The organism is Verrucomicrobiia bacterium (genome assembly GCA_035946615.1).
Classification (GTDB): domain Bacteria; phylum Verrucomicrobiota; class Verrucomicrobiia; order Limisphaerales; family UBA8199; genus DASYZB01.
Genome location: DASYZB010000058.1, coordinates 15,095 through 37,471 on the forward strand (window position 1 = coordinate 15,095; position 22,377 = coordinate 37,471).

A 22,377-nucleotide genomic window follows, 5' to 3' on the forward strand; every position below is an offset into this window, starting at 1 on the left:
ATCTAAAAAGCAACAAAATACGGCGTTCACGCTGACGGAGGTGGCGGTTTCCCTTGCGGTAGCGGGTCTGATTTTCGCCGGAGTTCTGTACGGTTATGTGGCCACAGCCGACCATGCGGAATGGAGCACTTATTCCCTGGCCGCCCACTCGGTGGCTATGCAAGCCGTTGAGCAGGCGCGCTCGGCCCAATGGGACCCCCAGGCCTGGCCGATGGTGGACCAATTGGGCGTCACCAACTACACCCAGGTTTCCACGCTGGATGTCCCCGTCTCGGGCGGCAACATCACCTACGCGACCAATTACGTCAGCATTTCTGCCGTCTCCCTCAACCCTCCGTTGCGGCAACTGCGCGCCGACTGTGTCTGGATGCTTGCCAATCGCGGCCCCCGCAATCGCGGCCCCTTTACCAATACGGTGGTTACACTGCGCGCTCCCGACCAATGAAACCCACTTGCCAATTTTCGCAGACGGCACAGGGCCGGGCTGCTTTTACGCTGGCTGAGATCATGGTGGCCACGGCCATTTTTTCGATGGTGATTATCGGCCTGGTCTATTCCCATGTTTTGGGCCTGAAAATGTTCAACATTACGGCAACCAAATTAAACGCCAGCCAGCAGGCGCGCGCCGCTTTAAACCAAGTGCGGGATGAGATTCGCTCGGCAAAGGCGGTCTATGTCGGCAATGCAACCAGCAACGGGTTTGTCAGCATTACCGGCAATGGCCTGCGCGAGGGCAACGCGGTGCAGATTGTCCCGTCCTCAAATACCAACTCACCCATCTGTTACTACCGCGACCCCGCTTACAATGATTTGAAACGTATCGACGGGACAAACCCCATCGAGGTCGTCTCCTTGTGCATAACCAATCCCATCGTTTTTTACGCCGAAGACTACGCCGGAAATACTCTGACGAACAACCAGAATAACCGCGTCATCCGAATGAGCCTTGAGTTCTATCAGTGGGAATTCCTGGCCGGGAACGCCAACGCGCGGCCTTATTACGATTACTACCATTTGCAAACCCGCATCACACGCAGAGCCATCCAATAATTAACCCATCGAATATCTATGGACACACAATTTTTCAAAAAGAAGCGCCGGCAGGAGGCCTACGCCCTGGCTACTGTCATGGTCATCGGTGGCATCAGTATTGGCCTATTCGCCAGCGCCGCTCGCTGGACCGAAAGCAGTTCCGTCCTTAACGACCGCCATAACACCTATAATAGCGCCGTAGCCGCCGCCGAAGGGGCCACCGAGTTGGTGTTGAGCTACCTGGACCGCGATTTCGTCAACCAAAGCTACGATCCGGCCAATCTCATCGCTTATCAGAATCTGGTGCCGACGAACGATTGGGCTGCGGCCTACCAATTTAGCGATGGCGCCGGCGGGGTGAATCGGACCTTTGTTACCGGCAGCAGCACCAATGTGATGACCAGTTTAAGCGGTCAGTTTGCGGGATTATATGGACTCGCTTACAACTGCTCGGTCCGCGCCAACGCCAGGCCCGTGGGCCCTTATGACATGGCGGCGGCCGTGGACCAGGAACTGCAATTGGCATCCATCCCGGTTTTCCAGTTCGCCATCTTTTATGGCATGACTCTCGAGATCAATCCGGGACCCGCGATGAAAATCACCGGAAAGGTCCACAGCAACGCCGATATTTATACCTGCCCTGGCGCGACTTTGGAATACGCCGACACCGTCACAGCGGTGGGGGACATTCACAATGGCAGCCGCGCGCCGGGGGACCCGACCGCTCCCAGTGGCAAGATGCCCACTTACGATATGACCAACCAGCCGACGCCCCATGCCAGCTCCCTGACCCTGCCGGTCGGCACAAACAACAGCCCCGCTGCCGTTAGAAGCATTGTCGAGGTCCCCCCTTTCAATGAAGACCCCAACTCGCCCGAGGGCAAGCAGCGCTACTATAACAATGCCGACCTGGTTGTCACAGTCACCCCAACCAACGCCATCGTCCAAACAGGTCAATGGGACGGTTTTAAGGATGTTACTCCCGACGTTGGCGTGGGGACAAACGCCTCTTATTCGTTCGTGACGACAAATGACAGTTTCTATGACGCGCGGGAACAAAAGAACACGATGCTGACCGACCTGAACGTGGGTTTCATGAACAAATGGATGACCAATACCGCCGCCTCCGGCGGGTCCTCCTTAAACAATCGCGTCCTGGCAACCTTGGGCCATCCCATCAACTCAGTCTATGTGAATGACGAACGCGTTAAGTCCGGAAACCTGACAGTGGTCCGCGTTTCCAATGGCCAGCAATTGCCCCCGGGTGGCTTGACGGTCGCCACCGCCTTGCCGCTCTATGTGAAGGGCAGTTTTAATGCGCCTGTGACCACCCCCGGCTACACCAACACCTCCAACACATTGCCGGCTTCGCTCGTTGGCGATTCCATCACCGTTCTTTCCCAATCCTGGCAGGACTATATCAACAACACTAAATCTGTTACACAACGGCCTGCTACGGACACCACGGTGAATGCCGCCTTTATGGCGGGTATCGTTCAAACCGCCACCGTCGGCAAGGTCGGCCATTATAGCGGCGGCGTTGAGAATTTTCCTCGTTTTCTCGAGGACTGGGGCAGCAGCGGCAAGACGTTCACTTACAATGGCTCAATGGTCGTCATGTTTCCCAGCCAATATGCAACCAATTGGTGGAATGACCCCGGCACCGGCTCGGCCAATTACTACAACGCCCCAACGCGGAAATGGGCCTTTGACGTGAATTTTTTGGATTACAGAAAGCTCCCTCCTGCCACCCCGATGGTCCGCCAACTCATCCGGGGTCAATGGAGCGTAGTCGCAGCCCGCTAAGCGAAGAGCCTGTTCAGGGTGCGCTGAGCGCCTGCTCAATCGCAGCCCGGAAATCAGCAAGAGAAAATGGCTTTGGCAAACAAGCCTTTCTTCGGTCTTTTAAGAATTTTTCGACTCTACCGTTGATGATGTCACCAGTGATGAAAACCACCCGCTCAGACAATAGCGGATTGGAAATCCTCAGCCGTTCATAGACATCCGCGCCGTTGAGCCCCGGCATTTTCCAGTCGCATAGGGCCAAATCGTAGTTGGTCTCATTCAACCGGCGCAGAGCAGCCTCTCCGTCCTGCGCCACATCGACCTGATAACCGTGTTGAGTGAGCTCGCTGCGAACCATCTCCAGAATCGGCTCCTCATCGTCAATCACGAGCACCTTCTTCCCCAGGCCCTTTTTGAAGTTTGAAACCGGATTGGCCGGCGGAAGAGGCGCCTGCCCTTTGTCCGCGATTGCGGCCATGATAGGGATATCGATAACAAACTCTGCGCCTTGCCCGGTCTTGCTGCGCGCCTGAATCGTCCCACCGTGCTCGGTCACCACCCCGTAACACAAACTCAAGCCCAGGCCGGTTCCTTCTCCAATTTCTTTGGTCCTGAAAAATGGGTCGAATAGCTTGCACAGATATTCCTGCGGAATGCCCGGTCCATCGTCCTGGAAGACAATGCGGATTCCTTGTCCGATATTCTCGGTCCTGATGATCACACGGCCTTTCTTGCCTTTGGCTTCAATGGCCTGGCGGGCGTTGTTGATGATGTTCAGGAATACTTGCTGCATTTGATGCCCATCCAGCATCGAATTGGGTAATTCTGATCCAGCTCCGTGACGATCTCGATATTGCTCGTGCGCAGTTGGTATTGCATGAACTCGACGGCATCCCCAATGAGGGCGTTCACATTTGAAAGTTTCCGCTCCGGCGGATGGCAGCGCGCGAAGATGAGCAGGCTTTGGACAATTCTCTGGCATCGCTGGGCACTCTTGTAAATGAGTTCGAGGTAACGCCTTTGTTGCGGGTGCGTGGGAGCTTCGACAAGGAATTCAGAGAACCCCATTACGGCCGTCAGGGGATTATTTAATTCGTGCGCCACGCCGGCAACAAATTCACCGATGCCCGAGAGCTTTTCGCTCCGGATCAACTGCGCCTGGGTTGTCTTGAGAGTCGAGACGCTGCACTCCAGCTCCTGCCGCGCCCGCTTCAGATTCTCCGTCATCTGATTGAAAACAAGCGCGAGTTTGCCGCATTCATCATTCGAGGTCACTTCGACATGACGGGAAAAATCGCCGCGCCCGACGGATTCGGCGCTCAGTTGCAATTGGCGCAGAGGCTTTGTGGCTTTGCGCACCAGCAAGCCCACAATCGCGGCGCCTAACAGAATCCCCAATACTCCAACCAGCAGGACCGTTTGTTGCATGCCTTCAAAGGCCCGCAGCGGTTGTTCGTAAGACGACAGAAGCAGATAGCCAAGGCCGCCGTCCCCGTTTAGAGACACGAATTTGCCCGCTGCGCAAAAATAATGCTCGTCGCCCAGGAGCACCTGCCCCGGCCCGCTGGAGCGGGCCTCTTCGGCGCGTTGGGTGAACAGCCGGGCCAACTGTTCACGGAAATTTGAACCCGGAATGGTTGAGGCGACAACATGGCCATTGGCCAGCAGGACGATTTGGCTGTGAGTGAGTGCGCTGAGCTCTCGCGCCACGCTGTCGCCGATCTCAGAGCCCACTACCAGCACGCCAACCGGAACCGTGCTGCTGCTCCCGAAAATCGGAAATCCGCTGCCGCCAAAGACCGGGATTGAAACCACATCGAATAATCGGGCGCCAACCCGGATGGTGTCGGCTCTTGGTTCGCCGGCCAGAGCCTGCTTCATAGCAGCCGCGCTGCTCGTTTCGAACTCTCCCAGAGACAGGCGCGGGTCGCGCTGGGCGCTGGCTTGGATGTCCCCCTTGCTGGAAGTGAACAAGGCCACATCCACTCCTTGATCGGCCGGCAAGTCCTTGATTGCATCCCGCACGGTCTGCATATGCCTGCCTTGAAAGGCTGCTTTGTAGCGCGGCTCGTTTGAGAGATTGCGAAAGCGCAGCAAGAGGTTTTTCGTGTGCAGATTCTCCGAGTTGCGGAATACCGAGTCGGCGGTTTCCAAACTGCGCGCGGCTTGGGTTTGGAACTGTCGTGTGATGCGGCGATTCACCAACCAAACAGTAAGGATTAGTTGCAGCACCATGATCGAAACCAGTGGCGCCATCACCTTCGTGCTGAAACTTGCTTTCACAATGGATCGGCTTCGCCCCATGCGCTCGATTTATGCCAGTCCGCCTGGGAATGCCCCTTGGCCTTACACGGCTTGCCCCCGGAGATTCTCATTTTTGTTGTGGCGTACCCATGACCCAAACGGCAGCAATCGGTGTGCCCAGGTCCTATTTTCCGGGGGTGCGCGCTACACCGTGGAAACCGACCCTTCTCAAGATCATTTCTTCCGGGGTGTCCCGAATTTAGACGTGCCACTCGCATCCGAAATAAACGCTTTCTGGACTTAACTTGGCGCTGTTGCCCCCCCGATCGGTAGCGCTCGATGCCAAAATGATTTCAGAATAGGGGTTTGAATAGAAGAGATGCCTACAATTCGTTAAACCGTGCGGCTGCGGCGTCCCATCGTTGCGCATCCAACGGCTCATAAGCGGTCACATGGCTCGAGCGGCGCGCCACCTCCCGCTGTTCGGCCAGGGCGGACAACTCGCCGCTAGCCCGCACCTGGACCAGGAGATTGCCCAGGGCGGTGGCCTCGACGGGGCCGCACACAACGGGGCGGCGGCAGGCATCGGCGGTAAATTGGTTGAGCATCTTGCTTTGGGAACCGCCGCCGACAACGTGGATGACCTCGATGCGATTGCCAGTGAGTTCTTCGAGCCAACCCAGCACCTGGCGGTATTTCAGCGCCAAACTTTCGTAGGCGCACCGGACCAACTCGGCTTCGGTGCGCGGAAGCGGCTGGCCTGTCTTATGGCAAAATGCCTGGATGGCCTTGGGCATGTCCGGCGGATTCAGGAACCCCGGGTCATCGGGATTCACCAGGGAGCGTAAGGGTGGCGCCTTTGCCGCCATCCGAGCGAGTTGAGCGTAGGAATAGTGCTGACCCCGGCACTCGAAGGCGCGCTTGCATTGCTGAACCAGCCACAAGCCCATGATGTTTTTAAGCAGCCGATAGGTGCCCTCGACCCCGCCTTCGTTGGTCAGATTCAATTCCTGAGTGCGTTGTGAGAGCGAGGCCTGGCGCACCTCGACGCCCATGAGCGACCAGGTCCCTGAACTGATGTAGGCCCAATTGGCCTGGCCAGTATGAGCGGTCGGAACACCCGCAACAGCCGAGGCGGTGTCATGAGAGGGCGGGGCGACGACTTTGATTCCCTGCACACCGAGCGTTGCGGCAAGGCCGCGCCGCAGGGGCCCCAGGCTGGTTCCTGGCGCAACAATTTTTGGAAAGATGCGGAGGGGTAATCCGAATTTCTTTAAGAGCGGGCCGGCCCAAGTGCGGGTTAGCGGGTTCAGGCATTGCGAAGTCGAGGCGATGGTGAATTCAGACACGCGCGAGCCGCACAGGGCCCAATGAATGAAATCGGGCATGAAGAGCAGGCACGCGGCGCGCTCCAACAGTTCCGGGGCGTGCCGTTTGAGGGCCAGCAACTGAAACAGGGTGTTGAGTTGCATGAACTGAAGGCCGGTTTGTGCGAAGATTTCCTGGCGCGGCGCTTTCCTGAAGGCCTTGGCCATCATCCCATCGGTGCGCGAGTCGCGATAATGATAAGGCTGGCCCAGCATCTCCTCGTGACGGCTGAGCAGCACAAAATCGACACCCCAGGTATCTGCGCCCACCGAGACAATCGATTTGCCATACTTTGCGGCGGCCAGGGAAAGGCCATTTTGAATCTCGGCCCAGAGGCGGAGAGCGTCCCAGCGCAATGAACCGGCCAATAGAACAGGGCCGTTGGGGAACCGGTGGATTTCTTCCAATTGGATGATTTTGCCATTCCAAAGACCGGCCATGATGCGCCCGCTTTCGGCGCCCAGGTCAATGGCAAGATGAACGCGGGGGGCCATGGTCTTACCAGGAGGACAGCGGCGCACAGAGGGACCCCTCTCCCCTTCGGAACGGGAGTGGGAGAATCATCGGCAGCTTACGTTTGTAGCGCATGTTGCAGCCTCCTCTTTAATACTTGGCTCAACCTCGTTTTGCCAACACCTCGCGTTCGTAAGCTTTCACCTCAGCCAGCCAGGACTCGCCCACCGGCTTGCCATGTTTCTCGCAGTAAAAATCCCAGACAGGACCGAAGGGCAGGGATTTGGCCTCCTCCATCAATGCCAACCGGGCGGTGAAATCTGGTTGGGCTTCGAGGCCTTTGAGTTGTTGGCTGGGGGCCAGGAGCGCCAGAAGGAGCGCTTTGGCCATGTTGCGCGCGCCAATCACCCAGGCGGCTACCCGGTTGATGCTTGCGTCGAAGTAATCCAGCCCTATGCGCACCCGGTCCAGATAGCCACCCCAGACAACCTCTTGGGCGATAGCTTGGAGTTCATCGGTCAGCGTCACGACGTGATCGCTGTCCCAGCGCACCCCGCGGCTGACGTGCAGGGCGATCTCTGGCAAATAGCAGAGCACGGCAGAAATCTTATCGGCAATGCCTTCGGTTGGATGGTAATGGCCTGCATCCAGAGTGAGCAGGGTCTTGCGGCTCACGGCATAGCCGAGATAGAACTCATGAGAACCAGGCGTGTAGCTCTCGGCTCCGATGCCAAAGAGCTTGGGCTCGACCGAATCGACGTTGTATTTCTTATCGATTCGCTTCCGGAAAACTGCATCAAGGGATTCGACCAACCGCTCGCGTGGCCCCCGGCGGTCCGCCGGTGTATCCTTCATGCCGTCGGGTATCCAAAGATTCGTCAGGCAGGCTGTGCCGAGGGCCTTGCCAATTTCGGCTCCGATTTCGCGGCAGCGGATGCCGTGCTCGATCCAGAATTGCCGGATGGATGCGTCCGGACTGGTGAGGGTGAGTCCCCCGGCCACTTTGGGGTGGGCGAAATAGGTTTGGTTAAAGTCCAACCCGATTTGAATCGATTTGGCCCAGGCTATCCAATCCTTGAACTGAGCCACGGTGAGGGCATCCCGGTCCATTCGCTTGCCATTGGTCTCGGCGTATGAGGCATGGAGGTTAAACCGGCGCCGGCCAGGAATCATCGAGAGGGCCTTTTCAAAATCGGCGCGAAGCTCCTGCGGCGTGCGCGCTTTGCCGGGATAATTCCCTGTGACCGCCAGACCGCCGCCAGGTCCCTGCGCGGTTCGTTCGAAGCCGCCGACATCATCGCCTTGCCAGCAATGGATGGAAATAGGAATCCGTGCGAGGGCCTCGAGTGCCTTTCCGGTATCAACGCCAACTGCGGCGTAGCGTTCGCTTGCGAGTTGATAAATCTTTTGAATGGATTTGGTGTTCATGGTCGATTGGAGCGGGAAACCATTCCATCAGGCGCTCATGGCCGCTTCGTACATCGCTGCAACATTGGCAGGCGGCACATCAGCAAGGATATTGTGCACTTGCTGAAAGACATAGCCGCCGCCGGGCCGCCAAATGTCCAATTGCTGCAACACATGTTCGCGGACCTGGGCCGGGGTTCCTTTAATCAGAACATCCCGCGTGTCGCAGCCACCGCCCCAAAAGGTCAGTTGTGCGCCGAAGTCGTGCTTTAGCCCGGCGACTCCCATGCCGCGGCAAGTGATTTGGACCGGATTGATGGCGTCCAACCCGGCCTCGATGAGGTCGGGCAGCAATTCGCGAACCCCTCCACAGCAATGGAGCTGGATTTTGAGGTGAGGGGCGCGTTTTCTGACGAGCTGCCACATCTCCTGTTCGCGCGGTTTGAAAAACTCCCGGTACATCGCCGGCGAGACCTGAGGACCGGATTGCATGCCCAGATCATCGCCGAACATAATGATGTCGATCTGGTCCGCGACCGCGCGCAAAAAGGTTTCCAGATTGCGCAGATGAATCTGCATGAGTTCATCAAGAAACCGATGGGCCTTGGCGGGTTCAGCGGCCAAGAGCATCAGGAAATTGTCATTGCGATAGAACCATTGCCCCAGCTCGAGCAGGTTTCCGCCGAACAAACCAATGATAGCGCGGTCGGTCTGTTGCCGCAGACGGCGCGCGCCCTCGGCGAGAATTCTTTCGGCATCGGGTCCAGAGGCAATTGGCCCCGGAGGCGAGGCCATGGCCGACCACATACATTCGGCGAGGTTGGGCTCGACCTTGCCCGGGTCCTCGCGCTCGAGAAAAGGGAAATGGGCCTGCTCGAAGTACCACACTCCTGGCGGCATACGGGCGATAATCCTCTGCGCCGGTTGCGAGCGCACGACCCAGCCGCCGTTCTCGCGCTCGGGCCGCGCCCAGGCCGGCATCAGACAAGGCCTGCCGTCTGGCAGAACCCACTCGACCCAGTATTTATCTTCGAGGGCGAATCCGCGCCCAAGTTCTATGGTATCGACCTGGAAACGCTCGAGCACATCCTCATCGACAATCGCAAGCTGCTGCACCGGGTCATAGACGCGGATAGGCCGCTTGGGCAAATCGAGGAACTCGCGCAAGCGCGCATAAGCCATCGCCGCGATACCGGATGAGCGGTGGCCCGAAAGGTCTATGGGAATGCGGTCCGGCTCGCGATGGGCCAGAGCCGCTAGAATGCGTTCGCGCGATGTCATTGCCGCAGAAGGAAAACCAGTGTTGGATCGACCGGGTAGCGGCCAAAGCGTTCCCCGTATAATGCCAGCCCGCCAGGCAGGGCTGAGTCCACCTCGAACCTGACGACCAGCTCCTTTGCGGCGGCAGCCGCCCGAAGGGCCTCCGGAGGAACCGTCGCTCTGATGAGGTAACCATACGAGCCGGCTTCGCGTAGTTTGCGGTCGTGTTTCTGCGCGTGCCAGGAGAGCACTCCTCGATGATCGGCCGGGTCATTTGGCAGCTCGAATTGGCCGCAGCTTTGGCCGGCGACCCGGACCCGCACCGCGCTGGGGAACCGCTTGGTGTCGCTCATCGGATAGGAATTGGGATTGAGGCTCGGGTCATGAGTGCCCTGGCCGCGCATGAAATCCCCTTCCTGCCTTTTGGCGCCTTGCTGGTCTTTGCCGAAAAGCTGTTTGGCGGAGGCCTCAAAAATCAATGAACCGCCCGCAACGCTGGCCGGGTCGAGCCCGTTAGGCCAGGGGATGTGATATTCAAAAAAACCGGCCCCGGCGCCATTGACCTTCAGGCCGTCCATGACGTTCCACTGCTTCTCTGACCAATCGGAAGATGTAAAGGTGTTGGGAGCGAAGCGCACGACCCGGGCGCGCGCGCCGTTGAAATCAAGCTCCTCATCCCGGGAGGCCGCTCCGTCGGCGACGAGGAAGGTTGTAAAATTGCGCTGCAGGACGGTGCCGACCTCATCTTCCAACGAGAGGCTCAAGAGAGCGAGGGCAGGTTGGTTGGGCATGGTGATGCTGAGCGGCTCGAGCGCATGGGAGAGCCAGGGCTCGAATTCGACATTGCGTTCCGCTTGGGAATACCAGCGCCACCGGCCCAGCGTATCCCAGCCGCTGAGAGTGGCGCGCAGGCGCAGGCGAGCGCCGGGGGCGTGATCGGTCATAAAGGATGCCCACAATGGCACGCTGATTTGCTCACCCGGTTTGACGTCGCGGCAGAGGTCGCTGCCGGTGGATATGTAGAATGGGTCATGCAAATCCCGCAGGCTCATGCCGGGGACAAGCTCTTCGAGGCCGGTGACCTTTTGGCTGCGATCGTAGCGGTAATAGCCGTTCCACTCGTTAATAACGTCGTGATGTTCGGTGTAGAGCCAGCCGCAGATTTTAGGATGGCGCCGGAATTCGTTCATCATGATGTGGTAATCCCAGCTCCAGTCGCAATCGCCCGTGCTGCCCTCGTATCCCCAAACATTGCCGCACTCGCTGTTGAGCAGCGGCTGGCTGGCTTCAGTTCGGCCACCGATAAAATTCCATTTCGAGCCCGGAAAGGCCTCTTGGGCGATTTGGTCCAGGTGCTCGCGCCAGGCATAGCCCGGGAGATACGAGTGCCACGAATTGATGTCCGTCTCGACGTGGTCGGCGTTGCAAGCCGAGTTGTCCTCGACCAGGCGGCTGGGGTCGAGCTGTTTGCCCAGACGATAGATTGAAGCGACCCAATCCTGGGTTTCAGGCCGGTATTGGCGCTCCTTGCCTTTCCCGCTGAACAGGCCCCAGGTTTCGTTGAACGGGACCCATGCAAAGATGGCCGGATGATTAAAATCGCGGCGGATCATCCCGCGTAGCGTCTGCTCGATCTCCCCGCGCATATCGGAGTCGGGCTCGCCCCAACTGTTCGGGACATCGGCCATGAGCAAGAGCCCGAGGCGGTCCGCCCAATACAATTTGCGCGGCACATCAATCTTCACGTGCAGGCGGTTGGCATTAAGCCCAAGCCGCCGCGAGCGGAGGATTTCGTCCCGCATGAAGGCGTCGCTGGGAAAGGTGTAAAAGCCCTCGGGGTTGTAGGACTGGTCCAGCGTCATTTGGAGATAAAGCGGTTTGTTGTTCAGGGCGATGTAAGGAAAGCCGGACCCAGGAAGGTTCACGACGCTGATCTTCCGCATGCCGAAGTAGGTTGAGACACGGTCCTCGCTGGCGCCGGCGCTCAAAGTAATTTCGGTCTCATAAAGAAAGGGGTCCTCGAGCGACCAGAGGTGCGGGTGTGGAATGGGCACCTCAAACCGGACCTCGGTGGCGCCGGGGGCAATGGGCTGTTTAAAATCAGGCGTCTCCCCGGATTTGAAGTGCAAGTCGAGTTCGGTTCCTGCCGGCGCCGGCGCGCTCAACTGAACGGCAATCTGGACTTTGCCCGCATCGATGTCGGGGGTGAAGTGCGCCGTCTGGACAAACCACTGGGGCCTGGCCTCCAGATAAACGGTCTGCCAGATACCGCGCGCATTGCCATAACCCTGTTTGCCTTCCAGTTTGAAAGGCCGCGGGCTGTCATCGACGCGCAGGACAAGGGCGTGTTTGGCGCCGGGCTTTAGCAAAGGGGTCAGCTCGAATTCGAAGGGGATGTAACCGCCGCGATGCGTGCCGAGGGGTTGACCGTCCAGCCACCCCTGCGTTTCCCAATCGCAGGCCCCAATCACCAGAAAGACCCGCTGGCCTTGCCAGGCCTGGGGCATCTCAATCTGCCGCGCATACCAGGCGATGGTGGCCTTATCCTCGATTTTGGACAGCGGGGAACCCCAGGGAAAGGGCACCATGATGGAATCAGGGAAATCGGCGTTGTGCTCGAACCATTTCTCTCCCAGCCCCGCATTGTCTGCGTCGAACCGGAATTGCCAGGGCCCGTTTAGATTCAGCCACGCTGCGCGCTGGAAATCTGGCCGAGGATGTTCGGGCAACGGTATGGGCTGCTCGGAGGCGGCGCCCGCCAGGCAATGGAGAACGACAACACAGAAGCCGATCCGGAGCAGTGGCATCTTCATAAGCTGGGAGTCTTGTAACTAAAGTGCTGGTGGAAAGCAATGATTGCGACCGCTCCCCCCACGCCAAGGGGGAGCCATTCCGCCAAGGAAACGGTCTGCGGTTATCTAACTTTGTATTTCGATAAGACGGTAAAATTCTAAACAACCTTAACCCTGACTGCCACTTGTCCAGCCGGATCGTATTGGTAGGTATCTGAATCCAAGCTTGTGCGGGAACGGTTCTTGAGCCAGCAGCCCGTCAGACGAGAGGCAATGTCAAATGTATTAGTGATAAACTCCCGTTTGGCAGATTAAGCATGTTCACGCTGGCCCAAACCTATGTTATTCTAAGCCGTATTGCAGACCTATTCTAAACTGAGGCGCGTTTTTACTTGTCATGATTGCCAGTTTGAAGGAGGGCGAGCGCGGCACACGGGTTCTTGATTCGCCGAGACCTGCAGCCGATTGCGGGGATTTATTGCAAGACCGCCGCTGGGCGGAAGCGGCGCTGGCCGGAGAAAAGCGCCTACTTGAAATGATCGCCGGTGGCCAGCCTTTGACCTTGATTTTAGAGGCGCTATGCCGAGTGATCGAGGATATCTGTCAGGGCTCCTTCTGTTCCATTGGGTTGCTCGATGCGAAGGGCGAGCGAATGTATGTCGGCGCGGCGCCCGGTTTCGCCAAGAGCTGGAGCGAGGCCTTCAAGGACCGCGAAATCGCCTCTTGCTGGGGTCCATGCGGCACGGCTGCTTTCCGCAAGGAGCAAGTGGTTGCTTCCGATATCCAGACGCACCCTGTTTGGGCACGGTGCCGCGAGATCATGGTGTCCCATGGAGTGCGCGCATGCTGGTCCACGCCCATACTGTCTTCTCAGGGGAAGGTGGTGGGGACTCTCGCGATCTTGTCCCGGCAGCCCGGCGGCCCGGCGCCAAAGCACCAGAGTCTCATCAGGCAATTCACGCATCTTGCCACAATAGCCATTGAGCGCACCAGGGGTGAGGAAGCGCTTCGACGAAGCGAAGCGTATCTGGCCGAAGCACAAAAGCTAAGCCATACGGGCAGCCTCGGTTGGAACGTTTCGACCGGGGAGCTGATCTGGTCCGATGAAACGTTCCATATTCTTGGTTACGACAAAGCACTTCGGCCCTCCGTGGAACTCGTGCTGCAGCGGGTGCATCCCGAGGATGTTGCGCTGGTTCAACAGATGATCACCGTGGCGTCGGGCGAGGCGGCCAATCTTGATTTTGAACACCGCATCGTGATGCCGAATGGCCTCATCAAGCATCTGCACGTGATTGCCCACGCGATCAAAAATTGCGCAGACGATACTGAATTCATAGGAGCGGTGATGGATGTGACGGAGCGCAAGCGCGCGGAGGCCCAGGCCGCGGGCGAGAAACGGCTCCTGGAGATGATCGCCAGAGGCGGCCCTCTTCCTCCGATGCTGGATGCTTTGTGCCGGTATGGCGAGGAATTATCAGGGGATGTGCTGCTTTCGATTCTCCTGGTCGGTCGCGATGGAAAGAGCCTTCGCCACGGCGCATCGCCGAGCCTCCCAAAAACTTACACCGATGCGATTGACGGAGCCCTCATTGGTCCGCGGTTCGGTTCTTGTGGAACTGCAGTTTACCGCCGGGAACCAGTGATTGTTTCGGACATCTCGACGGACCCACTCTGGGAAGATTACCGAGGTTTGGCTTTACCGCACGGGCTTCGAGCATGCTGGTCCAGTCCCATTTTTTCGACCGCCCGCCAGGTGATAGGGACCTTCGCGCTTTACTCGCGCGAGCCAGGCAATCCCACTGCGGAAGAGCGAAATATTATCGAGCAGATGACGCATCTTGCGGCCGTTGCTATCGAACGCGAGCGAGCTGGCGAAGCCGTGCTGGCCTCGGCGCAATTGGCCCGCGGTCAGGCGGAGGCGTTGAGTCGCGCTTTGGATGCTATTGCGATGGAATCGGCCCCGGACCGGCTGGTCGAGCACGTGCTGCGCACGATCATTGATCAATCAGATGCGCATAGCACCGGTGTCTGGTTGCGGGACCAGAACACCGGCCTCATGCATTTTGAATTTGCGTTTGAAAATGGGAAATTATTCACGGCTTCCGACGCCGCGCTGGCAAAGATTACTCCAGCTCTCAAAATCGAGGAGGTCTGGGCATGGCCAGAGGTCTTTCGGACCGGGGCTCCCAAAGTTATGGAGGACATCCGGGAGGGCCCGTCCTTTCCCTGGAGAGACCATTTGTTGGCGATGGGAGTTATTACCATACTGGTGGTGCCGATGTTGGTTGCTGGTCAGGTCGAGGGGCTCATCGGCATCCGGTTTAGGCACACACGAGAATTCCGGGCCGAGGAAATCCAATTAGCCCAGGCCTTGGGCCACCAGGCGATGCTGGCGATTCAACTCATGCGTCTCTCCCGCCAGAGTCGCGAGGCAGCGGTGGTTGCCGAACGCAATCGAATGGCCAGGGACATCCACGATACCCTCGCGCAGGGTTTTACCGGCGTGATTGTGCAGTTGGAAGCCGCTGCAGACGCCCATTCGGACGGGTTGATGAAAGAGGCGAATGAACACATCGCTCGCGCCGGCGACCTGGCCCGTGGGAGCTTGCGAGAAGCGCGCCGCTCAGTACAAGCACTTCGTCCCCAAGCCTTGGAGGAGAAGGACTTGTGCGGCGCACTCGAGGACTTGCTCAAGAAGATGACGATCGGAACTGAATTGCGCGCAGAGCTGGCACTGGAAGGCATACCGAAGACCCTTCCCGCGCTATGGGGTGAAAACCTACTGCGTATCGGGCAGGAGGTTCTGACAAACTCGTTACGGCACGCATCGGCCAGTGATTTTCAAGCGCGACTATCGTTCATGCAGGACCATGTTCATCTCGTGTTGCGCGATAATGGCCGCGGGTTTGACCCAGCCCGCAAACACGACGGATTTGGCCTGGTAGGAATCAGAGAACGAGTGGAAGGGATGCGCGGGCAATTGACAATTCAAAGTCGGCAGAACGAAGGCACGACAATTTCGATAGTCTTGCCTTACGCCGAGAAAGCTTAGGTGGTCATGATTTCAGAACTGAAAGAGCGAAATAGTGAAAGGGTTGCGCCCGCAGTGCCCGCCCGAACCGCTCAGGTCGCCGGGCGCGCGGATCGGGTTCGAGTGCTCATCGCAGACGACCATGTCACTGTGCTCGAAGGCCTGGCTGCAATCATTGGCCGGCAAACAGACATGGAAGTCGTAGCCGAAGCCTCCAATGGCCGGGAAGCGGTTGACCTATGGCGCAAGCATCGCCCCGATGTAACTCTCCTCGACCTTCGGATGCCGATCCTCGACGGAGTCGCGGCGATCGACCAGATTCGCCGCCAGCAAGCCTGGGCGCGGGTAGTCGTCCTGACGACCTTTGATTCCGATAACGAGATTGCCCGCGCGATTAAGGCAGGCGCCAAAGGCTACCTGCTCAAGGACGCCCGGCGTGAGGAGTTGCTGGATTGCATCCGGAAGGTGAACTCCGGCCAAACCTGTATTCCTACAGCGCTTGCCGCCAAGCTCGCCGAGAGCATGAGCAGCGAACCTCTGACTGGACGCGAGCTGGACGTGCTGAATCTGCTGGCGGACGGCAAAAGCAACAAGGAAATCGGCAGCCATCTCTTTATAACCGAAACAACGGTGAAGTCTCACCTTCGCAGCATCTTCAGCAAGCTGAACGTGCTCAGCCGCACGGAAGCCATTACGACCGCCAGCCGCCGCGGCCTGGTCCAGCTCTAATTGTGGAGTGGTGGAGTGATGGGTTCGAAAACCTCCGCATCGGCAAGTCCGAGATTCAGAATGTTCTTCGCGCATTTTGGGCGGCTGGGGTAGAGGTGTGACAGCTGCATAAGTTGTTCTGACCCCCTCTCGCCCCCAAACCGCGCCGGTCGGTCTTGAACAGACCTTGCTCAGCCCTTGCCTTCAAATTTTGCTAAAGACCCATTTTTCGCTTGCCGTCCTTCAACTGTAAGATAAAGTCGTCTTACGAATGTAGGAAAGCCATGAGCTTTGAATCTAAACCCAGGTCCGGTGCCACGGCCGTTTCGCAACGTATTTCCGAGGCCGAATGGACGATCATGAAAGCACTCTGGTCGCTCCGCACCGCCACCGCCAAGCAAGTGGTCGAGAAACTCGAAGGCGAGGTGGATTGGAAACCCAAAACTATCCACACGTTTCTGGCGAGGCTGGTGCAGAAAGGCGCGGTGGCCAACGAAAGAACAGGACGCGAGTATGTTTTCACGGCCCTGGCCAGTGAGCAGGAATGCCGTCTCTCAGCCAGCCGCTCGTTCCTGGCGAGAGTATTTGACGGTGAAATCGCTCCGTTTCTGGCTTGCTTCCTGGAGCGCAAAAAGCTCACACGGAAGGAGATTGAAGAGCTAAAAAAAATCCTGGAGGAGAAGAGCTGATGAACGCGCTCTTGGCTCTGAGCACCGATGCATTCGAATGGGTTTGGAGGACCTCCTTAATCGTGTCGATTCTGTCAGTGCTAGTTTTCGCGATCCAAAAGCTGCTGGGCCGATGGTTAACGCCGTATTCGCGCTATGCATTAAGCGCCATCATTTGCCTGCGATTGATGCTCCCGGTAGTGCCTTCCAGCCGCATGAGTTTGGAAAACCTTGTGTGGCCCTTGCCAAAGCATCAGGCATGGTCCGTTGTCGCGCCGGTCCCAAGGGACGAGTATGTTCGCCCGGTTCGGATGTTTGGCCCTTCGCTTCCTGTCGCGACCCGGCAACCAACGCAGTCCGCGCCCCGCGATTCCGGTTATGGCGCCGTGGCCCCAGTATCTACGCTTTCGACGCGCGAAGCGATAAGCCTGGTTTGGGCAGGCGGATGTCTGTTTCTGGTGGCATTCGCGTGTTGGCGCTACGTGCGCTGGAATCGCCTGATCGCTCGCTCGCCACCGATGACCGACCCCAATGTGCTCCAACTCCTGGACAGCGCCCGTCGCACCATGGGCGTGAGGCGTCCCGTCACCCTGGTCAGCGTGCATGGTCTGAACAGCCCGGCGGTTTTCGGTTTGAGACAAATCTGGCTGCTTCTGCCGCGAAGTGCCGCGACTCAACTGAGCGACCAGGAACTCCAGATGGTTTTTCTGCACGAAATGGCCCACGTCCGCCGCCACGACCTCGGGCTGAATGTGGTGTTGATTGGCCTCCAATTCCTGCACTGGTTTAATCCGTTTATTTGGCTGGCCAGTCATCGGCTTCGCGCCGATGGCGAATTGGTCTGTGACCGTATGGTCATGAACCGGCTATTGGCGGCGGAACGGTCTCATTACGGACATCTGCTGCTCAAACTGGTTGGCGAATTCCAAACCTCGGTTTTTTCCGGAGCGATTCCGGTGGTTGGCAGCAAACAAGAAATTAGACGGAGGTTGTTTATGATCAAGCATCGTGGAGTTGGCGGTTTCAGGGCGAACCTAGTGGCGGCCCTGGCGGTGGCGGCGCTGGTTGGCGCCACCTTTACGCGCGCTCAGAGCGTCCAAAAGGTCGAATCTGCGCAAGGAACCGAATCCCCAAACGCCGGTCCTTCGCCGGATGCGAACGCCGGCCTCCCCGGACAAACACCGCAACTGGCGCGGGACTTGATGGGCACCTGGGTCCTGGTTGGCGAACCGGGCAAGATCGGCAAAGCGCCACGTGCCGGTGGGCGCTACAAGTTCTTTACCGGCTCGCATTGGTGCATCACGCAAGCCGACCCGGACAATCACGTGGTCATCTTTCACCACGGCGGCTCCTATTGGTTCAATGGGAATGAATACGTCGAAACCCTCCACTACGCCAACCCGACCACCATGGACCGGATCGGGCGGACCAATCATTTTCAAATCCAAATTGAAGGGGACACGCTGACCGACATTGGCATTGGCAATCCCTGGCGTGAGGTCTGGAAACGGGTCGGCAGCAAATCCAGCTCGGTTTCGGCATCACCCCTTGGCAAGGGTATGATCGGCGCATGGACGCTTGGTAACGAGCCGAACGCTTTCAAATTCATTACCGATTCCAGTTGGTGCGATACCACTGCAGACTCCAAGAACGGCATCGTGGTCTTTCATCATGGTGGCACCTGCACTTTAAAGGGAAATCGGTATGTGCAGAGCGTCGAATACGCCAACCCAAGCTCAATGAATCTGATCGGCCATTCTTCCAAGTTCGACGTCAGCGTTGACGGGGACACTTTGAAGATCGTTGGCGTCGGCAATCCCTGGACTCAAACCTGGAACCGTGCGAAGTAAGCCGTGCCCAGGCAGCCTGCCCGCGGTTCTCCACTGATGGCCCTGCTCGGAAATCAATGAATTTTTGCGATCTCGTGCTGGCCGCTCCTCCACGACGCGCCGTAAATATGGATGCAACCGTGGCGTCAATAAGAATCGCAAAGAATTTCCCAAATGCCTGACAAGGACTTCTTTGGCGAGACCCAGCGATGACTGGAGAGAACCGGTCAAATCGGTAAAGAAACGGTGATAACCGCTCCTCCTTCTCCCCCTCCGACTCGTCGCGCCGTCGCACCTGGAGAGATTCGAGGTAGCCCGCGCGAACAACCTGGCCGGGCTCTCACCAGAGTTCTGTCATCCAGTCCCTTTCCCGCGCTTCCCGCGCATTCTGGTTTGCGGATTGTGAACCTTTCCGCTACACTTCCCGATTGGTTTGTAGAAGAAATTCGGGTTTGTGAGCAAAGAATTTATCAGGATCGGCGGGGCGCGTGAGCATAATCTCAAAGACCTCACGCTGAATATCCCCCGTGATAAGCTGGTGGTGGTCACCGGGTTGAGCGGGTCGGGCAAATCCTCGCTGGCTTTTGACACCATTTATGCCGAGGGCCAGCGCAAGTACGTCGAGTCGCTCTCGGCTTACGCGCGGCAGTTCCTGGACCAGATGCAGAAGCCCGACGTCGATTTTATCGAGGGGCTTTCGCCGGCCATCGCCATCGAGCAGCGCAGCGCCGGTTATAGCCCGCGCTCGATTATCGCCACGACTACCGAGATTTACGATTATCTGCGCTTGCTCTACGCTCATATCGGCCAGCCCTATTGCCCGGACTCCGGAGCAGCCATCGTTCGCCAGACCACCAGCGACATTGTCGATAAAATCCTCGCATTGCCCCAAAGAACGCGGGTGATGCTCCTCGCCCCGGTGGTGCGCGAGCAAAAGGGCGAGTTCCGGGATGTGGTGGAGCGTTTATCGCGCGAGGGTTTTGTGCGCGCGCGAATCGACGGCGAGTTGTTCGATCTGGGAAACGGAACCCGGGTCAAGCTCGAGGCCAAGAGCAAGCACACCATCGAGGCGGTGGTGGACCGGTTGGTTATTGATGAGAAGGTCCGCATTCGCTTGAGCGATTCGGTCGAGACGGCCCTGCGCTGGGGCCAGGGCACGTTGCTGACCCTGCACCAGTTGCCCGATGGGGATCGCAGCTCAGGCAGCGACCCCAGACCCCAGGGCCCTGCGCCCCAACCGCCGCCGGCCTGGATCGAAACTCTGCACTCCAATCGTAATCTGAGCCTGGCAACTGGCAAAACTTATGAGGTGCTCACCCCAAAGCACTTCTCTTTTAACGCCCCGGTTGGCGCCTGCCCGGTCTGCCATGGCCTGGGCCAAAAAATGGTCTTTGACGAGGAACTCATCGCGCCCGATCCCGAAAAGTCACTCGAACAGGGCGCCGTTTTGCCCTGGCGCCGCGGTGGCAAACGCATGGTGGTCTATTACAAGGCAATGCTCCGCAGTGTCGCCGGTCATTTCCACCAGAGCATGGAAACGCCTTACAAAAACCTTTCGGACGATTTCAAACGGATTCTCCTGCATGGCTCAGGCCAAACTGAAATTGAGTTCTCCTTTTGGCGGGCGGGCAAGGTGAGCAAGATAGCCCGTTCATTTGAGGGCGTCATCCCGAATCTCGAACGACTTTACCACGAAAGCGAAAGCGAATTCACCAGGAACCGGCTTAAAGGGTTCATGAGCCCGCGATTTTGCGACGCTTGCAATGGACAGAGACTCAAGCCGGAAATACTGGCCGTCACCCTCGGAACTGCAGAGGACAAGGCGAAGTTCAAGCTGGCTGACAGAGCCGGCTCTTCTGGCACAGACCCCGGCACGGAAACTCCCGAGGCCAAACCTAAAGAGGGCTATGGCGCTAAGGGCTCTTTCCCTGCGCCGATTCCCGGCCTGTCCATTATGGACCTATGCGCTCTCTCGATTGAAAAGGCCGATGAGTTCTTTGCCCAACTCAGGCTGACAGAATTCCAGGAGAAAATCGCCCGCGAGCTGATCAAAGAAATACGGACTCGGTTCGGATTCCTGAAGAATGTCGGTTTGGGTTATCTGACCCTCGACCGGGAGAGCGGCACCTTGAGTGGCGGCGAGGCGCAACGCATCCGGCTCGCCACCCAGATTGGCGCCGGCCTGGTTGGTGTGTTATACATTCTTGACGAACCCAGCATCGGCCTGCACCAACGCGATAATGATCGACTGTTGCGCGCCCTTTTGGGCCTGCGAGACTTGGGCAATTCAGTCCTGGTTGTCGAGCACGACGCCGATACGATTCGACACGCCGATTACATTCTCGATCTCGGCCCGGGCGCCGGAGTGCGTGGCGGTGAACTGGTGGCCGCCGGCTCCTTGCCGGAAGTGTTGTCCAACCCGCACTCCCTCACTGCCAAGTACCTTAGGGGCGAATTGTCAATTCCCATTCCGCGGCAGAGGGTAAAACCTTCTCCAGCCCGCGGCTGGCTCGAAGTGCTCGGCGCCCGGGAGAATAATCTGAAGAACCTGCATGTCAGAATACCCCTGGGCACATTGACGTGCGTTACTGGCGTGAGCGGTTCGGGCAAAAGCACGCTCGTCGATGATATCCTGCGGCGCGCCTTGTTCCGCAAGTTCTTCGGGTCGAAAGAACGGCCCGGGGCCCACCGTGCCCTCAAGGGTTTTGAGCAGCTCGACAAGGTCATTGTCATCGACCAGACCCCGATTGGCCGCACGCCCCGCAGCAATCCCGCCACTTATACCGGCATGTTCAATCATATCCGCGATCTATTCGCCCGCCTCCCTGCCGCCCGCATTCGGGGCTACGAATCTGGCCGTTTCAGTTTCAACGTCAAAGGTGGGCGCTGCGAAAAGTGCCAGGGGGATGGGTTGATAAAGATCGAAATGCATTTTCTGCCTCCGGTCTATGTCATGTGCGAGGCCTGCAATGGCCGGCGTTACAACCGGGAGACCCTCGAGATAACCTACAAAGGCAAAAACATCGCCGATGTCCTCGATATGACAGTCGATGAGGCGGTTACCTTTTTCCGCGCCGTGCCCCAAATTGATGAGCCGCTGCTCACCCTGGCTGAGGTCGGCCTCGGCTACATTGGCCTGGGACAGTCCGGCACGACCCTCAGCGGCGGCGAGGCCCAGCGCGTCAAACTCGCTGCCGAACTCAGTCGCAAAGCTACCGGACGTACCCTTTATATTCTGGATGAGCCGACCACGGGATTGCACTTTCATGATGTGGCCAAATTGCTCGAAGTGCTCTTTAAGCTGCGCGCCTCAGGCAACACCCTGCTGATCATCGAGCACAATCTTGATGTCATCAAGACCGCCGATTGGATCATCGATCTCGGGCCGGAAGGAGGCGAGGCGGGGGGCCACATTGTCGCCCAGGGCACGCCGGAGACAGTCGCCCAGTCCCAGGCCAGCTATACCGGCCAGTATCTTGCCGCCTCCCTCGCCGATGTTAGTTGAAAGCCCCAAAAACCTGTTTCCCAGCCTTCGCCATTTCCCTAATCTGTCCCCGCGGAGGATTCCGCCCATGGTTGCTTTATGAAAATAGCCCTCTTTGGCCTCGCCGAACTCAAGCTCGGCAAACACAATTTAAAAGACCCGCGCCTGGACCAAGCCCATGAACTGGTCGAGGCCGATAAGAAGGCCTACGCGCAGGTGGATGTGATTGGCGAGGAACAGTTGCTCGACGCCGATGCCATTCTGGCTCCAAAGGACAACCAGGCCGATCTTATTCTCAAGGACCTGGAATTCG

Annotated in this window: 14 protein-coding genes; 8 read left to right on the forward strand and 6 right to left on the reverse strand. The window is 58.1% G+C overall.

Features of this window, described 5'->3' with window-relative positions; genetic code table 11:
• The first annotated feature begins 40 nt into the window (after positions 1–40).
• The 3 genes from VG146_09455 to VG146_09465 are packed head-to-tail and all read left to right on the forward strand — an operon-like array spanning position 41 to position 2,838.
• Positions 41–445: a hypothetical protein gene (locus VG146_09455; protein ID HEV2392575.1), complete on the forward strand. Its 405-nt coding sequence runs from the start codon at positions 41–43 to the stop codon at positions 443–445.
• Complete coding sequence (locus VG146_09460) at positions 442–1,050, forward strand: prepilin-type N-terminal cleavage/methylation domain-containing protein (protein HEV2392576.1); 609 nt, start codon at positions 442–444, stop codon at positions 1,048–1,050. The genes VG146_09455 and VG146_09460 overlap by 4 nt, the downstream gene beginning before the upstream one ends.
• Positions 1,051–1,068: 18 nt before the next feature.
• Positions 1,069–2,838, forward strand: a complete 1,770-nt coding sequence (locus VG146_09465) for a hypothetical protein (protein ID HEV2392577.1) — start codon at positions 1,069–1,071, stop codon at positions 2,836–2,838.
• A gap of 13 nt (positions 2,839–2,851) precedes the next feature.
• Here VG146_09465 and VG146_09470 read toward each other — a convergent pair whose 3' ends face one another.
• The 6 genes from VG146_09470 to VG146_09495 form a co-directional block, all read right to left on the reverse strand.
• Entirely contained in the window at positions 2,852–3,610 is a 759-nt protein-coding gene (locus VG146_09470; protein HEV2392578.1) for an ATP-binding protein, read from the reverse strand.
• Positions 3,592–5,100: a histidine kinase dimerization/phospho-acceptor domain-containing protein gene (locus tag VG146_09475; protein ID HEV2392579.1), complete on the reverse strand. Its 1,509-nt coding sequence runs from the start codon at positions 5,098–5,100 to the stop codon at positions 3,592–3,594. The genes VG146_09470 and VG146_09475 overlap by 19 nt, the downstream gene beginning before the upstream one ends.
• A 344-nt stretch (positions 5,101–5,444) precedes the next feature.
• A complete protein-coding gene (locus tag VG146_09480; protein ID HEV2392580.1) occupies positions 5,445–6,923 on the reverse strand; it encodes a rhamnulokinase family protein in 1,479 nt (492 codons plus the stop codon).
• A 121-nt stretch (positions 6,924–7,044) separates the two neighbouring features.
• Positions 7,045–8,310 (reverse strand): L-rhamnose isomerase, encoded by a 1,266-nt coding sequence (locus VG146_09485; GenBank protein ID HEV2392581.1) that lies wholly within the window; start codon positions 8,308–8,310, stop codon positions 7,045–7,047.
• 27 nt (positions 8,311–8,337) lie between these two features.
• Entirely contained in the window at positions 8,338–9,570 is a 1,233-nt protein-coding gene (locus tag VG146_09490) for a uroporphyrinogen decarboxylase family protein (GenBank protein ID HEV2392582.1), read from the reverse strand.
• Positions 9,567–12,362, reverse strand: a complete 2,796-nt coding sequence (locus VG146_09495) for a glycoside hydrolase family 2 TIM barrel-domain containing protein (protein HEV2392583.1) — start codon at positions 12,360–12,362, stop codon at positions 9,567–9,569. Before VG146_09495 ends, VG146_09490 begins: the two co-directional genes overlap by 4 nt.
• Before the next feature lie 376 nt (positions 12,363–12,738).
• Between VG146_09495 and VG146_09500 the strand changes: the two genes are divergently transcribed.
• From VG146_09500 to uvrA, 5 genes are all read left to right on the forward strand, one after another.
• Positions 12,739–15,396: a GAF domain-containing protein gene (locus tag VG146_09500; GenBank protein HEV2392584.1), complete on the forward strand. Its 2,658-nt coding sequence runs from the start codon at positions 12,739–12,741 to the stop codon at positions 15,394–15,396.
• Positions 15,397–15,402: 6 nt separating this feature from the next.
• A complete protein-coding gene (locus VG146_09505) occupies positions 15,403–16,104 on the forward strand; it encodes a response regulator transcription factor (protein ID HEV2392585.1) in 702 nt (233 codons plus the stop codon).
• Positions 16,105–16,367: 263 nt separating this feature from the next.
• A complete protein-coding gene (locus VG146_09510; protein ID HEV2392586.1) occupies positions 16,368–16,772 on the forward strand; it encodes a BlaI/MecI/CopY family transcriptional regulator in 405 nt (134 codons plus the stop codon).
• Positions 16,772–18,601 carry a M56 family metallopeptidase gene (locus VG146_09515; protein HEV2392587.1) on the forward strand — a complete coding sequence of 610 codons (1,830 nt, stop codon included), beginning with the start codon at positions 16,772–16,774 and terminating at the stop codon, positions 18,599–18,601. The genes VG146_09510 and VG146_09515 overlap by 1 nt, the downstream gene beginning before the upstream one ends.
• Before the next feature lie 433 nt (positions 18,602–19,034).
• Positions 19,035–22,085 (forward strand): excinuclease ABC subunit UvrA, encoded by a 3,051-nt coding sequence (gene uvrA, locus VG146_09520; GenBank protein HEV2392588.1) that lies wholly within the window; start codon positions 19,035–19,037, stop codon positions 22,083–22,085.
• Positions 22,086–22,377: the final 292 nt, after the last annotated feature.